This window comes from Stutzerimonas sp. VN223-3 (assembly GCF_045999685.1).
Lineage (GTDB): Bacteria > Pseudomonadota > Gammaproteobacteria > Pseudomonadales > Pseudomonadaceae > Stutzerimonas > Stutzerimonas stutzeri_AR.
In genome coordinates this window covers 996,114-1,011,170 of the sequence record NZ_RBEC01000002.1, presented here as the reverse complement: position 1 = coordinate 1,011,170, position 15,057 = coordinate 996,114, and the positions used below count along the sequence as shown (strand labels likewise).

The following is a 15,057-nucleotide window of genomic DNA, read 5'->3' as shown; positions in this document are numbered from 1 at the left end:
CGGATGGTCGGTATAAGCTTTGCAGAGCTAGCCGTGACGTCCGCGCGAGATAGGCGTCCAACTCCCTTTACAGCCAGGCCGACTGCCGTATGCGTTCACCATCGATCAGCCAATCCCTGCGCCGTCTTTGGGCACTGGAGAAGTTCGGCTACAGCCTGCGCGTGTTGATCGCTCTGGCCGGCAGCATGGGCCTGAGCTGGTCTCTTGAGCAGCCTTCGATGGCGATCCCGCTGTTTCTCGGTGTGATTGCCAGCGCCCTGGCGGAGACCGACGACAGCTGGCTCGGCCGGCTTTCGGCGTTGCTGGTCACCCTTTTGTGTTTCAGCGTCGCAGCCGCCTCGGTGCAACTGCTGTTTCCCTACCCGCTGCTGTTCGCTTTCGGCTTGGCCGGCGCCGCGTTTGGCCTGGTGATGCTCGGTGCGTTGGGTGAACGCTATGCCGCTATCGCCCAAGCCACGCTGATCCTCTCCATTTACAGCATGATTGCCGCCGATCAGCGCGACGGCGCGGCGCTCCACCCTTGGCGCGATCCCTTGCTGCTGCTCGCTGGCGCGACCTGGTACGGGCTGTTGTCGGTCCTGTGGAATGCACTGTTCGCGAACCAGCCCGTGCAGCAGAGCTTGGCCCGGTTGTATCGCGAACTGGGGCAGTATTTCAAGTTGAAGGCGGCGCTGTTCGAGCCGGTGCGCCAGCTCGATGTGGAAGAGCGCCGTTTACAGCTGGCGCAACAGAATGGCCGGGTAGTCAGCGCACTGAACGCCACCAAGGAAACGCTGCTGCACCGCCTCGGCAATGGCCGCCCCGGCGTGAAGATCAACCACTACCTCAAGCTCTATTTCCTCGCCCAAGACTTGCACGAGCGCGTCAGCTCGTCGCATTACCCCTATCAGGCGCTGGCCGAAGCATTCTTCCACAGCGACGTGCTGTTCCGCTGCGGGCGGCTGCTGCGGCTGCAGGGCGTGGCCTGTGCCGAGCTGGCCAACGCGATTCAACTGCGCCAGCCCTTCCGCTACAGCGAAGCCAATGCCCAGGCGCTGGCGGACCTGGAAGCCTCGCTCGACCACTTGCGCCTGCAAAGCAACCCCGCCTGGCGCGGCCTGTTGCGGTCGTTGCGTGCCTTGTCGGGCAATTTGTCGACGATGCAACGCCAGCTCGCCAGTGCCAGCAACCCCGATGCGCTGGAAGGCGAGCAAGACAGCAGTTTGTTGGATCGCCAGCCGCAATCGCTGCGCGACGCCGTAAACCGTATCCGCCTGCAGTTGACGCCGACCTCGCTGCTGTTTCGCCACGCCCTGCGCATGAGTCTGGCGCTGATCTGCGGTTATGCCGTACTGCACGCGATCCACCCGGAACAGGGCTATTGGGTACTGCTGACGACCGTCTTCGTCTGCCAGCCGAATTACGGCGCGACGCGGATCAAGCTGGTGCAGCGAGTGACTGGTACCGCGCTCGGCCTGATAGCGGGCTGGGCGCTGTTCGACCTGTTCCCGAGCCAGCAGATGCAGGCGTTGTTCGCCGTGTTCGCCGGCGTGGTGTTCTTCGCCACCCGCAGCAGCCGCTACACCTTGGCGACCGCGGCGATCACGCTGTTGGTGCTGTTCTGTTTCAATCAGGTTGGTGACGGATATGGGCTGATATGGCCGCGCTTGGTCGATACCCTGCTGGGTAGCCTGATCGCCGCTGCCGCGGTTTTTCTGATCCTTCCCGACTGGCAGGGCCGCCGCCTCAATCAAATGGTCGCCAACACCCTCAGCCGCAGCGCCGACTACCTGCGTCAGATCATGCATCAGTACGAGAGCGGCAAACGCGACGACCTGGCTTACCGGCTGGCCCGACGCAACGCCCACAATGCCGACGCGGCGCTTTCCACCACCTTGTCGAACATGCTTCTGGAGCCGGGACATTTCCGCAAGGATGCCGAGACCGGCTTTCGCTTCCTGATTCTTTCTCACACCCTGCTCAACTACCTCTCGGGCCTGGGCGCGCATCGCGAAAGCCTGCCGCACGACGCCCGCGACGAGATGCTCGAAACCGCCGCACAAAAACTGGCGATCAGCCTCGACGAACTGGCGACGGCGCTGCAGAACAATCAATCCGTCGCGGTGTACAGCGAAGAGGAAGAAGCCCTCGCGCAGCAGCTCGAGCAGGCGTCCGAAGACCTGGATGACAGCCACCGCTTGCTGCAGACGCAGCTGGGCTTGATCTGCCGTCAGTTGGCACCGCTGCGCAGCATGGTCAGCCACCTCATTCGCCAAGTGCCGCTTCAGGGCTGAGGCAGCGCCTCGGGGGCAGGTAGCCCGTGACGGTGAAAGATTGCGGCATAGCTGCCGTCTTCGACCATCGCGGCGATCTCGCGATCGAACGCAGCAATGATCGCAGCCTGCTGCGGATGGTCATTGCGTACCACCAGCGATAGGTCAAGCAGGCTGAACTCCCCCGGCACGAACCGATAGGCATCGCTCACTTCCTTGAGCTCTCTGGCGAAATGAAACTGCACTGTGCGCTCGTCTTCCAATGTCAGGTCGACTCGCCCCGCGGTAAGCATCCGGGCAGCTTGAACGAAGCTGGCAGCGTACCCCTTGTTGAGTCGAGCATCGTTCTCCAGCGCCTCGCTAAAGGCGTAACCGCGCAGAAGGGCAATCCGATACGGCACCAGGCTTTCCAGGCCGCGATAAATAATTCGATTGTCGTGCCGCTGGACCCAGCGCACGCGGTTTGTCAGGAATGCCCGCGTGTAGCGGGCGTAGACTGTGTGATGAGTGCTGGGCCAGACGTTGAGCATGTCATAGTTGCCGCGTTTGAGGCCCAGCACAGCTCGCGCCCATGGCACCTCGATATAGTCCACTTGATAACCCGCCCGGCCGAGGGCCGTGCGGACAAGTTCTACTGACAACCCACCACCGGACAAGCGCTGATCCGTATAAGGTGGCCAGACATTGCCGGCCAGACGCAACACCTCGGCATGGGTCGTAGTGGTGCTGATCATTAGTGCCGTCAGCAGCAAAAGCCGTATCCATTTCACTAGATTCTGTCCCGTTCAATCCATAGCCAGGCGCCGTCGCGGTCAGCAAAGCACAAAACGGGCCGAGTCAAAGCGTCCGCTCCATCGTCCGCTATCGGTCAACCCTGCGCAGGCTTGGCTGGCGGAGTAACATGCCGCGTTTCCAGATCGAGGTGAGCTGTAGTGCGGACGGATGTAGTGGTGATAGGCGCAGGTGCAGCCGGTTTGATGTGCGCCCTCACGGCCGCAGCGCGGGGTCGCCGGGTGTTGCTGCTCGACCATGCCAACAAGGCTGGTAAAAAGATCCTGATGTCCGGCGGCGGACGCTGCAACTTCACTAATTTGTACACCGAACCCGGAAATTTTCTTTCCGCCAATCCACATTTCTGCAAATCGGCACTGGCTCGCTACACCCAGTGGGATTTCATCGAAATGGTCAGTCGTCACGGCGTGCCGTACCACGAGAAGAAGCTCGGGCAGCTGTTCTGCGACAACAAGGCCAGCGACATCCTCGGCATGCTGCTGGACGAATGCCAGCAGGTCGGCGTCGACCTTCGGCTGAACACCCCGGTGCAATCAATCGAAAGATCCGACGACGGCTACCGACTACATGGCAGCGCTGGCGAAATCACTTGCCAGTCACTGGTGATCGCCACGGGCGGCCTGTCGATCCCAACGCTCGGTGCCAGCGGTTTCGGCTATCAGATTGCGCGTCAGTTCGGCCATGCGGTGCTGCCAACGCGTGCCGGCCTGGTGCCCTTCACCATCACCGAGCCGCAGCTCAAAGGGATGTGCGAAGAATTGTCCGGAACGTCAGTGGAAGACTGCCTGGTCAGCTGCAACGGTCAGAGTTTCCGCGAAAATATTCTATTTACCCATCGCGGTCTTTCTGGCCCAGCGATTCTGCAGGTGTCCTCGTACTGGCAACCAGGCGATGCCATCGAGATCAATTTGTTGCCGCACCTGAGCCTCGCTGAATGGCTGAATGAGCAACGACACGAACGGCCCAATACCGAGCTGAAGACGCTCCTCGGTGAGCTGTTCACTCGCAAGATGGCGGGGCTGCTGGCCGAACACTGGTTCGAGTCCAGACCGCTGAAACAATACAGTCCAGCTGAACTTGAAGAAGTGGCGGAGAAGCTAAGCAACTGGCAGCTGGTCCCAGCGGGAACCGAAGGCTATCGCACTGCAGAGGTGACTCTGGGAGGCGTGGATACGCGCGAGGTGTCGTCGAAGACTATGGAGTCGCAGAAGTCGCCGGGGCTGTACTTTGTCGGCGAAGTGCTAGACGTCACCGGTCATCTGGGCGGCTTCAATTTCCAGTGGGCCTGGGCGTCCGGCTACGCCGCGGCGCAATACGCCTGATAGGACCGCCCATCGGAAGACCGGCCACGGCGTTTACTCGTTGGTCAGGTTCGACGGTGGCGAAACCTCGCGAGGCCCTGCCGGATCGGTCGCAGTGTTCTGATATTCCTGCTGATTTTCACTGGTGTTATCCAGTGCTGAGGGCTCTTCGTCAGGCGAACACGCGGTAAGCAGCAGCGAGACCGGCGCAGCGACTGCAAGCGTGATGAATTTTGACTTCATGCTGTTCTCCTGCAGCGGGCGCTCGCAAGACAGAACGAGCGCCCATGATTGTCAGGTATCGCTTACTGCGCCGTGCCAGTGCCAGAACCTGTTGTGTTGGGCGCTGTGCCCGTGCCCGACTCGGTGCCCATGCCGCTACCGTTGTCGGCCGGCGCGGTGTCCATGTCTCCGGTGGCCCCCGTACCCATGCCGGTTCCACTGTCGGTTTCCACGCCTGCCCCAGTACCGGTGCCAGTTGTGCCTGCACCTGTGCCTGTGCTTGTGCTTGTGCCTGTGTTGGACGGCGGTGTACCGGTCGATGGTGCTGGCGCTGCAGGCTGCTCGGTGGCGGGCGGCGGCGGTACATCCTCGCGCTCTGGATCTTCATCCGCGCCGCAACCAACCAGCAGCAGGCCCAGAATCGGTGCAGATAGATAAGCAAGACGCATGGGTAAACCTCCAGTAATGAAGCCGACGGTAGCGTCGGCAAATTCGGATCCTAAAATCCTCTGGTAAAGTTGACCCTGTACGGAACAGAGAGTGCCCCGCGTAGATGGTGCTACTCGCTCCAGCCGCCAAGCGGTGCTTGGCGGGTTCCGGAGTAAACGATCAGGCCGCCCGACTGGTGCTGAATTCTTTCTTCAGGCGATCCCTCAGTTCGGCCATCTGCTCACCCATTTCTTCCAGCCGGGCCTGGTCAAACAGCTCGCGTGCCTTGGGAAACATTTCCGATTCCTCTTCCTCGATGTGGTGCTCGAGCAGCTCCTTGCACACCTTGGCGCGTCCGGAAAACTCCAGGCTCGAAGGATCGGTTGCCTTGAGGTCGGGCAGCACGAGGGAATCCACCGCACGGTGCTCTTCCTTGGCCTCGTGGTACATCTTCGCCTCTTCCTTGTCGCCTGCTTCCTTGAAGGCAGGATAGAGAATCTGCTCCTCGAGCTGAGTATGAATGGAGACTTCCATTTCCAGCTTCTGCAACAATTCGGTACGGGTTTTGACGGCGCGCTCGGTACTTTCGGTCAGGCGCGCCAGTATGTCCTTCACTTTCTCGTGATCGTCAATCAACAGGTCAATGGCGTTCATGCGGGATTCCTCAAGGCTTTTCATCAGGTTTTGCGAAGCATCCAGGCTCTTTTGGCCCGGTCGGATCGTCTGCGCCATCGCGCAGCGTCTGGAGGTCGACAGGTTTGCAGCAGCACACCTGCCCTTCACCTCAGGCGTACTGATACGTCGGCAGTCCGGTGCGGCTCTGGCTCTGCAACCGCGCAATAGCGGGCGACATTCCAGCCTCTAAGGCCAGGTCGCGGCGGACCGAGCTGATGACCCATTCCAGCTGAACGTTGGTCTGGGTTTGTCCTTTGGATAGGGCACGCTTGATGATGTCCCGATCATCATTGCGCAGGGTCAACAGAAGCCCGCCATCCGGACGAGCAGTGGTGACTACTTCAAACTCAGGAAACGCGGCAGCGAGAACTTTTTCAGCAACGATCATTATTGTGTACTCCGGTTATGTTCCAGCACTTAGGGGTAGAGCACCCTTCATGCCAACCGAAGCAACAAATTAAAATCATAAAAAACAGTGATTTGCGTCACATAATAGCGTTTTGTACACATGCAAAACGCATGACGGTGCCGCTTTCGGCTTGCATTCTGCTCTGCCTGACGAACAACCGCTGCCTACTGTTGTCCCGCAGCTCACGTCTTTCGCCAGACACTGGCGAGCCAGGGTTGCTGCTCGCGGGGCAAACCTGTCGGCCGGTAATAATGTTCGAGCTCAGCGAATCCGACCGACTGCAGCAAACCGCACCAAGTCGGCCAGTCGTACCAGGTGCCGTAGCGTGCACCGCTCCAGCCTTCCTGGTTATTGCCACGCGGATTGGAGCTGAACAGCACGCCATCGGGGCGAAGCGCGGCATGCAGCTTCAGCAGCACCGCAGCGATTTCACGACTGGGAAGATGGAACAGCACTGCGTTGGCGAAGATACCGTCGAACGCTTCGGCTGGCAGATCCAACTGCAGAAAGTCCTGATGCAGCACCTCGCAGCCGGTCTCGGCGCTCGCCATGCGCACGAAAGGCTCTGCACCATCCAGTCCAACGGCGATATGGCCGCGCGCGGTGAACGCCTTGAGATCGCGCCCGGGACCACAGCCCAGATCGAGAACCCGGAATGGAGGCTCGCCGCGAATGTGCCGCAGCAATGCATCGATATTCTGGCTGACATCATGATCGCGAGTGCCGTCGCGGAACGCCTCGGCATTGTTGCGGTAGTCGTCCAGGGTCAGGTCGGCGATGGCGCGGGCGTTTTCGTCAGGCATGGTTGGCTCCCGGATTTAACAGCCCGAGCCTAGCCGGACTGGACACAATTGCCAACACGGGTGCGAGCCGCTAAGACAGCTAATACCAATAAGCGATTGACGGATGGCCGCGCTTCCCTGAACTTGCAAAGCGCCACAACGCTCCAAGTGCTGTCCCTGAGCCAAGTATTGCCGGACCGACGCAATACGTTCACAAAAAACATCGAGAATCGCTCCGATGAGCCAAGCACCTGCCAAAGTCGTTCTGCTCGTTGAGGACGAGCCCCATATTCTCTGCCTCTTATCTGACTATCTGGCCGGCGAAGGCTATAAAGTTCTGGAAGCGTCGGGTTCCGCTCAGGCTTTTGAAATATTGGCGACCAAGCCGCAGCTCGATTTGCTGGTGACCGACTTCAGATTGCCCGGTGGCGTTTCCGGGGTGATGATCGCCGAGCCGGCGCTGAGGTTGCGGCCAGAGCTGAAAGTTATCTTCATCAGCGGATACCCGATCGAGATCCAAGAGTCCGGAAGCGCCATTGCTCGCTCCGCCCCGATCCTCGCCAAACCTTTTTCACTGGATACCCTACGCTGCCAGATTCAGCAGCTGCTGGCCTGAGTCTCGCTATGAATCACAGCAAGACCGGAAGTTTCTAATCCCAACTAACCCCCAATAACGCAACGAGCCCGCACAGGGCGGGCTCGTTGTTCAGGGTGGGGATCAGTTGACCTTGGGGTCCAACTCGCCGCGCGCATAGCGTTCGAACATAGCCTCCAGCGAGATCGGCTTGATCTTCGAGGCATTGCCGGCAGTGCCGAAGGCTTCGTAACGTGCAATGCAGATGTCGCGCATGGCGGTTACGGTCTTGGCCAAGTACTTGCGCGGGTCGAACTCGCTAGGGTTCTTCGCCATGAACTCGCGAATCGCACCGGTGGACGCCAGGCGCAGGTCCGTGTCTATGTTGACCTTGCGCACGCCGTACTTGATGCCCTCGACAATTTCCTCGACCGGCACACCGTAGGTTTCCTTGATGTCACCACCGTACTCGTTGATGATTTTCAGCCACTCCTGCGGGACCGAGGAAGAGCCGTGCATCACCAGATGGGTGTCGGGAATGCGCTTATGGATTTCCTTGATGCGCTGGATCGACAAGGTGTCGCCGGTTGGCGGCTTGGTGAATTTGTAGGCACCGTGGCTGGTGCCGATAGCGATCGCCAGCGCGTCGACCTTGGTCTTGGCGACGAAGTCGGCTGCCTCTTCAGGATCGGTCAGTAGCTGACTGTGATCCAGCGTGCCTTCGGCGCCGACGCCGTCTTCTTCACCGGCCATACCGGTTTCCAGGCTGCCCAGGCAACCCAGCTCGCCCTCCACCGACACGCCACAGGCGTGGGCGAAGGCAACGGTCTGTTGCGTGACACGAACGTTGTATTCGTAATCGGACGGCGTCTTGCCGTCTTCCTTAAGCGAGCCGTCCATCATCACCGAGCTGAAGCCCAGCTGGATCGAGCGCTGGCAGATGTCCGGGCTGGTGCCGTGATCCTGATGCATGACCACCGGAATGTGCGGGAATTCTTCCACCGCAGCGAGGATCAGATGGCGCAGGAACGGCGCGCCGGCATATTTACGAGCGCCGGCCGAAGCCTGGACGATCACCGGGGAGTCGGTCTTGTCGGCCGCTTCCATGATGGCTCGCATCTGCTCGAGGTTGTTCACGTTGAAGGCCGGCACGCCGTAGCCGAATTCGGCGGCGTGGTCGAGCATCTGGCGCATGCTGATGAGTGCCATGTTTTCCTTACTCCCGGTTAGGGTCGGTTAATCGTGTAAAGCCTGCCGCAGGGGCTGGCGGTGTTCAAGCACCGCGCGATATGGCGCGGCATTGTAGAGGCGGACGGGCCAAAAGCCATCAGCTCTGGCAAAAACGCTGCAAATTCGCCAAGTACCGATCCGCAGGCATGGACCGCCGAGTCATTAAATGGTGATCAACGAAGCGCTGCAGCCATGGGCCAGCAACTTATCGTCGGCCACCCGGAAGACCAGCGCCCCGCTACCCTTGTTGTGAAAAGCCACAACGCCGTCGCTATAGAAAGCACCACGGGTGGCAGGTTCCTTACGCAACGTATGTACCTGTTCGCTATTGCCGATTTTCAGGTCCACCGTCTGGCGACTTTCATCAGCATAGCGCCAGGCGATGTCCTGCTGACTTTGGCATTTCCAACGTACAAAGGGTGCATCGGGACCGGATTGCCAATGACCGCAGCCGCTGAGCAGCAGCGCGGCAAACAGGATGGACAGGCCTTTCATCGCTTCTCCTTGCTTGGCTGCATCGGGTCAGGGGCATTCCTGAGCGTCAGCGGCGGTTCCAGCGGTTGGGTCGCCAGTGCTTTGCATTTCAATGCGCTGGTCATTCTGCGCGGTAGGGCTTGCGGCTGGCGGCGGATCGATCACTTCGCAGAGCGAGTCCGGTGCGCCCCCGGCACAACCGGCCAGCCCAAGACAGCAAACAGCTATAGCGGCATATCGCATGGTGAGTCTCCATTCCTTATTGGACAGAACAGAGACAGCACCAAACCCCAGGGGTTGCCTTAGCCGTTGTGCTTGTTGCGCAAGAAGAACGAGCCCTTCCGGTGCAGACGATTACTGCGCCGCGCGCTGCTCAAGCACTTCTACCGCTGGAAGCACCTTTCCCTCGACGAACTCGAGGAAGGCGCCACCACCGGTAGAAATGTAGGAGATCTGCTCGCCCACACCATACTTGTCGATAGCCGCCAAGGTGTCGCCACCACCGGCAATCGAGAACGCGGGGCTATCTGCGATCGCCTTTGCCAGCACCTTGGTGCCGTTGCCGAACTGATCGAATTCGAACACGCCGACCGGACCGTTCCAGAGGATGGTCTTCGACGACTTCAGCAGTTCGGCGAAATTGGCGGCCGTCTGCGGGCCGATGTCGAGAATCATGTCATCGTCGGACACATCGGCAACCGCTTTTACCGTGGCCTCGGCGTCCTCGGCAAAGGCCTTGGCGACCACCACGTCAACCGGCAGAGGCACACTGACCTTGGCGGCGATGGCCTTGGCGGTATCGACCAGATCAGCTTCATACAGCGACTTGCCGACCGGGAAACCGGCAGCGGCGAGGAAGGTGTTGGCGATGCCGCCACCGACGATCAACTGATCGCAAACCTGGCTCAGGCTGTTCAGTACGTCCAGCTTGGTCGACACCTTGGAGCCGGCGACAATGGCCGCCATCGGCTTGGCCGGGCTCTTCAGAGCTTTGCCCAGTGCATCGAGTTCGGCAGCCAACAAAGGGCCGGCACAGGCGACTTTGGCGAATTTGGCGACGCCGTGGGTCGAGCCCTGGGCGCGGTGCGCGGTGCCGAAGGCGTCCATAACGAAGACGTCGCACAGCGCGGCATATTTCTGCGCCAGTTCGTCGGAGTTCTTCTTTTCGCCCTTGTTGAAGCGCACATTCTCCAGCAGCACCAGCTCACCAGCCTGCACCGGCACGCCTTCGAGGTAATCCTTGACCAGCGGCACGTCGCGATCGAGCGCCTTGCTCAGGTAATCGGCGACCGGCTTGAGGCTGTCTTCCTCGCTGTAGACGCCCTCTTCCGGACGGCCCAGGTGCGAGCAGACCAATACCGCGGCGCCCTTCTCCAGCGCCAGTTTGATGGTCGGCAAGGAGGCCAGGATGCGTGCATCGCTTTTCACCGCGCCATCCTTTACCGGCACGTTGAGATCCTCACGGATCAGCACGCGCTTACCCTGGAGGTCGAGGTCGGTCATCTTCAAAACGGTCATGTGATCTTCCTTAAGTTCAAGAACGGCGATTCGTTGGTGCGTCCGGCTAAGCGTGGTGGGCAACTCGCAGATAGTGTTCGGCCACGTCGAGCATGCGGTTGGCGAAGCCCCATTCGTTATCGAACCAAGCCAGCAGATTCACCAGCCGCGGCCCGGAAACTCGCGTAAGGCTGCCATCGACGATCGCTGAATGCGGATCGTGGTTGAAATCGCAGCTGGCATGGGGCAGCTCGGTATACGCGAGCAAGCCCTTCAGAGGCCCGCCTTCAGCGGCTTCACGCAGTATCCGGTTGATTGTCTGCGCATCGGTATCGCGGGATGTCTGCAGCGTGATATCCAGGCAAGACACGTTCACCGTAGGCACCCGCACCGCTTTGGCCTGAATCCGTCCCGAGAGTTCCGGCAGCAGCCGCTCGATGCCGCGCGCCAGGCCGGTCGACACCGGAATTACCGACTGGAAGGCCGAGCGCGTGCGGCGCAGATCGTCGTGGTGGTAGGCGTCGATCACAGGCTGATCGTTCATCGCCGAGTGAATGGTGGTGATGGATACGTAGTCGAGGCCAACCGCGTCATTGAGCAGCTTGAGCAATGGCACACCGCAGTTGGTGGTGCAGGAAGCGTTGGAAACCAGCTGCTCGGCACCGCTTAGCTGGTCGTGGTTGATACCCATCACCACGGTCGCATCGACGTCCGCAGCGCCGGACATCGGCTGCGAGAACAGTACCCGCGGCGCGCCGGCGTCGATGAAGCGCTGACCACCGGCACGGGTGTTGTAGACGCCGGAACACTCCAGCACCAGGTCCACCCCCAGCGCGCGCCAGTCGATGCCCTCCGGTGTCGATTCGCGCAGCACCTTCACGCAATGACCGTTGAGGTGCAGACAATCGCCCTCGACCCTGACCTCGCCAGGGAAACGGCCATGAGTAGAGTCGAAGCGGGTGAGGTATTCGAGGCTGGCCATGTCGGCCAAATCGTTGAGGGCAACGATTTCGAAGTTAAAGGCCGCGTTACGCTCGTAAAAGGCGCGCAATACGCAGCGGCCGATACGGCCGTATCCATTAAGGGCGATGCGATAGGGTCGATTGGACATAAAGCTTCCGCTGTCTCGTAGGAGCGAGTGGGACACATAGTTCTTGCTCACGAAGCGTTTATGGCGCGTTCGCGAGCAAGCTCGCTCCTACCAATTGGAGGACCAACCTATTAGCAGCTGGAATCAGTCTTCCAACAGCTCCTCAGCCACCGCAAGGATGTTGTCGACGGTGAAGCCGAAATGCTCGAACAGCTGGCCCGCCGGGGCCGACTCGCCGTAGGTGGTCATGCCGATGATCCGGCCGTCGAGACCGACGTACTTGTACCAATAATCAGCATGCGCCGCTTCGACGGCAATCCGCGCGCCGACTTCAACCGGCAGCACGGCCTGTTTGTACGCGGCATCCTGGGCGTCGAACACACTGGTGCAAGGCATGGAAACCACACGCACGTTGCGGCCCTGCGCGGTCAACTTGTCATAGGCCTGCACGGCCAGACCGACTTCCGAACCGGTAGCTATGAGGATCAGTTCCGGCTCACCCACGCAGTTCTTGAGGACATAGCCGCCTTTGGAGATCGAGGCTTCGGTCTCGTTGTCGCGGATGTGATACGGCAGGTTCTGCCGCGAGAAGATCAGTGCGCTCGGACCATCCTTGCGCTCAACCGCGTGCTTCCAGGCCACCGCAGATTCAACCGTATCGGCCGGCCGCCAGGTGTCCAGGTTCGGCGTACTGCGCAGGGCCGTCAGCTGCTCGACTGGCTGGTGCGTCGGGCCGTCTTCGCCGAGGCCGATGGAGTCGTGGGTGAAGACATAAAGCACGCGCTGTTTCATCAATGCGGACATGCGCACGGCGTTGCGTGCATATTCCATGAACATCAGGAAAGTCGCGCCGTAGGGGATCAGGCCGCCGTGCAGGGCGACACCGTTCATGATGGCGCTCATGCCGAATTCCCGCACGCCGTAGTACATGTAATTACCGGAAGCATCCTCGGCAACCACTGGCTTGCAGCCCTTCCACAGCGTCAGGTTGGACCCGGCCAGATCAGCAGAGCCGCCGAGCAGTTCCGGCAACAGCGGGCCGAAGGCGTTCAGGCAGTTCTGGCTGGCCTTGCGGCTGGCGATGGTTTCGCCTTTGGTCGCCACTTCGCGGATGAACTCGGAGGCTTTTTCGGCGAAATCTTCTGGCAGTTCACCCGCCATGCGGCGCTTGAACTCGGAAGCCAGCGTCGGGAATTCAGCCTGGTAGGCAGCGAAGCGCTTGTTCCACTCGTTTTCGGCGTCGGCGCCTTTCTGCTTCGCATCCCACTCGGCGTAGATATCGGCCGGAACTTCAAACGGACCATGAGCCCAGCCCAGCGCTTCACGAGTCAGCGCGATTTCAGCGTCACCGAGGGCGGCACCGTGAGACTCCTCCTTGCCCTGCTTGTTCGGCGAGCCGAAGCCGATGATGGTTTTGCAGCAGATCAACGTCGGACGATCGCTCTTGCGTGCGGTGTCGATGGCGATCTGGATTTCGTCGGCGTCGTGGCCGTCGACATTGCGGATCACCTGCCAGCCGTAGGCCTCGAAGCGGCGCGGGGTGTCGTCTGTGAACCAGCCGTGCACTTCGCCATCGATGGAGATGCCGTTGTCGTCGTAGAACGCGGTCAGCTTGTTCAGGCCCAGAGTGCCGGCCAGCGAGCAGACTTCATGGGAAATACCTTCCATCATGCAGCCGTCGCCAAGGAACACGTAGGTGTTGTGGTCGACGACATCATGGCCGGGGCGGTTGAACTGCGCGGCCATGATTTTCTCGGCCAGGGCGAAGCCGACGGCGTTGGCCAGACCCTGACCCAACGGGCCGGTAGTGGTCTCGACGCCTGCGGTATAACCGAACTCCGGATGCCCCGGGGTCTTGCTGTGCAACTGGCGGAAGTTCTTCAGATCATCAATGGACAGGTCGTAACCGGTCAGATGCAGCAGGGAGTAAATCAACATCGAGCCGTGGCCGTTGGACAGCACGAAGCGGTCACGGTCGGCCCACAGCGGGTTGGTCGGGCTGTGCTTGAGGTGGTCGCGCCAGAGTACTTCGGCGATGTCCGCCATGCCCATCGGGGCACCTGGGTGGCCGCTGTTGGCTTTCTGCACGGCATCCATGCTGAGGGCGCGGATGGCATTGGCTCGCTCACGACGGCTGGGCATCGCTGATCTCCTGCGGGGCTGTTCTGAAACGAAGAGGGAAGAAAAAGGCCGCCATTTTCCCCTACCGCGGGTGGCGGGGCAATGATTGAATAACGTGGCGATCTGCCGCTCCGACCCGCTTAGTCGAGCAGGCTTACGCCACGGTTGCCGATATCCGGTAGACGCTGCAGCAGGTAATCCTTCATCCGAGTGAGCGTACTCGGGGTTTCGCCGGACGCCGGCCAGACCAGGTAGTAGCTGTCGCCGGAGCGCACCGCCTGTTCGAATGGCAGCACCAGCGTGCCCTTGTGCAGCTCGGTGCCGACCAATGCCAGATCACCGATGGAAACGCCATGGCCCTGGGCTGCAGCGGAAATGCCGAGCTCCAGTGTGTCGAACAGCTTGCCCTGCTGCCAGGCAATCACATCGATGAGCCCGACCCGCTGCAGCCAGCGCCGCCAATCGCGGCAATCGCGGGATGGGTGGATCAGCTCGGCGCTGGCCAGATGCTCCGGGGTCCAACGCCCGTCGCCGAAAATATCTGGTGAACACACGGGCACCAGCCACTCGTCGAACAGCTTCACGCGGTTCCAATCGGCTGGAAATCCGCCGTGCCCGAGCAGAATCGCGCAATCGAACGGCTCGTTGTGAAAGTCCACCGCATCCAGATCCATCCAGGCGCTGGTGAGCTGCACCCGGTTTTGCGGGTGGGCCAGCTGGAAATTTTCCAGCGCGCCCAGCAACCAGCGCATGGTCAACGTCGAAGGTGCTTTCAGCCTAAGTGCATTCTGCTGGCGATTGACCGAGATACAGGCGTTTTCGATGGTTCGAAAGCCCACCTTGAGCTCCTGCGCCAGCATACGTCCTGTGTCGGTCAGGGCCAGCTTTGAGCCGCGCCGCTCGAAGAGCTGGCAGCCAAGGTTTTCTTCCAGAGTTTTCACGTGCCGGCTGATTGCGCTCTGGGTAATACAGAGGCTCTCGGCAGCCTGAGTGAACGAGCCGAAGCGTGCGGCGACCTCGAAGGCACGCAGCGCGTACAGCGGAGGCATCCGCAGCGTCATGCCACCTCGCTCCAGCATGAGTAAAACTCATCGCAGACGGCCATTTTTTCCATTTTGCAACCCTCCGAACCCCACCAATACTGCGCCAGCAACCGAGCCAGCAGTGCGATGGCATCGACAAGAAAGAGGCGTGTGCCTCGTAGAAATG

Annotated in this window: 16 protein-coding genes; 3 read left to right on the top strand and 13 right to left on the bottom strand. The window is 60.6% G+C overall.

The window, feature by feature from the left end:
- Nucleotides 1-89 precede the first annotated feature (89 nt).
- Nucleotides 90-2,273, top strand: a complete 2,184-nt coding sequence (gene yccS, locus D7241_RS13365) for a YccS family putative transporter (RefSeq protein WP_408101914.1) — start codon at nt 90-92, stop codon at nt 2,271-2,273.
- Here yccS and D7241_RS13360 read toward each other — a convergent pair.
- On the bottom strand, nt 2,264-2,986 hold the full coding sequence (locus D7241_RS13360; protein ID WP_408101913.1) for a substrate-binding periplasmic protein: 723 nt from the start codon (nt 2,984-2,986) through the stop codon (nt 2,264-2,266). The two genes, yccS and D7241_RS13360, sit on opposite strands and share 10 nt — an antisense overlap.
- 198 nt (nt 2,987-3,184) lie before the next feature.
- Here D7241_RS13360 and D7241_RS13355 point away from each other — a divergent pair, with 198 nt between their 5' ends.
- Nucleotides 3,185-4,366 (top strand): NAD(P)/FAD-dependent oxidoreductase, encoded by a 1,182-nt coding sequence (locus tag D7241_RS13355; protein ID WP_408101912.1) that lies wholly within the window; start codon nt 3,185-3,187, stop codon nt 4,364-4,366.
- 33 nt (nt 4,367-4,399) lie between these two features.
- Here D7241_RS13355 and D7241_RS13350 read toward each other — a convergent pair whose 3' ends face one another.
- From D7241_RS13350 to D7241_RS13330, 5 genes are all read right to left on the bottom strand, one after another.
- Complete coding sequence (locus tag D7241_RS13350) at nt 4,400-4,588, bottom strand: hypothetical protein (protein ID WP_408101911.1); 189 nt, start codon at nt 4,586-4,588, stop codon at nt 4,400-4,402.
- A gap of 62 nt (nt 4,589-4,650) precedes the next feature.
- The gene (locus tag D7241_RS13345; RefSeq protein WP_408101910.1) at nt 4,651-5,016 is read right to left on the bottom strand and encodes a hypothetical protein; all 366 of its coding nucleotides are present in this window, start codon (nt 5,014-5,016) and stop codon (nt 4,651-4,653) included.
- 160 nt (nt 5,017-5,176) lie between these two features.
- Nucleotides 5,177-5,650, bottom strand: coding sequence for a hemerythrin domain-containing protein (locus tag D7241_RS13340; protein WP_408101909.1), 474 nt, complete (start codon nt 5,648-5,650; stop codon nt 5,177-5,179).
- 130 nt (nt 5,651-5,780) lie between these two features.
- Nucleotides 5,781-6,059 (bottom strand): DUF3509 domain-containing protein, encoded by a 279-nt coding sequence (locus D7241_RS13335; protein ID WP_408101908.1) that lies wholly within the window; start codon nt 6,057-6,059, stop codon nt 5,781-5,783.
- A 203-nt stretch (nt 6,060-6,262) separates the two neighbouring features.
- The gene (locus D7241_RS13330) at nt 6,263-6,883 is read right to left on the bottom strand and encodes a class I SAM-dependent methyltransferase (RefSeq protein WP_408101907.1); all 621 of its coding nucleotides are present in this window, start codon (nt 6,881-6,883) and stop codon (nt 6,263-6,265) included.
- 217 nt (nt 6,884-7,100) lie between these two features.
- Between D7241_RS13330 and D7241_RS13325 the strand changes: the two genes are divergently transcribed.
- Complete coding sequence (locus D7241_RS13325) at nt 7,101-7,478, top strand: response regulator (protein WP_255977770.1); 378 nt, start codon at nt 7,101-7,103, stop codon at nt 7,476-7,478.
- Between the two features lie 102 nt (nt 7,479-7,580).
- On the opposite strand, the gene fba is transcribed toward D7241_RS13325, so the two are convergent.
- The 7 genes from fba to D7241_RS13290 all read right to left on the bottom strand — a co-directional run bounded on the left by fba (nt 7,581) and on the right by D7241_RS13290 (nt 14,909).
- Nucleotides 7,581-8,645 (bottom strand): class II fructose-bisphosphate aldolase, encoded by a 1,065-nt coding sequence (fba, locus tag D7241_RS13320; protein WP_255977772.1) that lies wholly within the window; start codon nt 8,643-8,645, stop codon nt 7,581-7,583.
- Between the two features lie 183 nt (nt 8,646-8,828).
- Nucleotides 8,829-9,161, bottom strand: a complete 333-nt coding sequence (locus D7241_RS13315; RefSeq protein ID WP_408101906.1) for an MliC family protein — start codon at nt 9,159-9,161, stop codon at nt 8,829-8,831.
- Between the two features lie 27 nt (nt 9,162-9,188).
- The gene (locus D7241_RS13310; RefSeq protein ID WP_408101905.1) at nt 9,189-9,383 is read right to left on the bottom strand and encodes a hypothetical protein; all 195 of its coding nucleotides are present in this window, start codon (nt 9,381-9,383) and stop codon (nt 9,189-9,191) included.
- A gap of 111 nt (nt 9,384-9,494) precedes the next feature.
- A complete protein-coding gene (locus D7241_RS13305; RefSeq protein ID WP_408101904.1) occupies nt 9,495-10,658 on the bottom strand; it encodes a phosphoglycerate kinase in 1,164 nt (387 codons plus the stop codon).
- Nucleotides 10,659-10,704: 46 nt separating this feature from the next.
- Entirely contained in the window at nt 10,705-11,748 is a 1,044-nt protein-coding gene (gene epd, locus D7241_RS13300; RefSeq protein ID WP_408101903.1) for an erythrose-4-phosphate dehydrogenase, read from the bottom strand.
- Between the two features lie 123 nt (nt 11,749-11,871).
- Nucleotides 11,872-13,869 (bottom strand): transketolase, encoded by a 1,998-nt coding sequence (gene tkt / locus D7241_RS13295; protein WP_408101902.1) that lies wholly within the window; start codon nt 13,867-13,869, stop codon nt 11,872-11,874.
- 119 nt (nt 13,870-13,988) lie between these two features.
- Entirely contained in the window at nt 13,989-14,909 is a 921-nt protein-coding gene (locus tag D7241_RS13290; protein ID WP_408101901.1) for a LysR substrate-binding domain-containing protein, read from the bottom strand.
- Nucleotides 14,910-15,057: the final 148 nt, after the last annotated feature.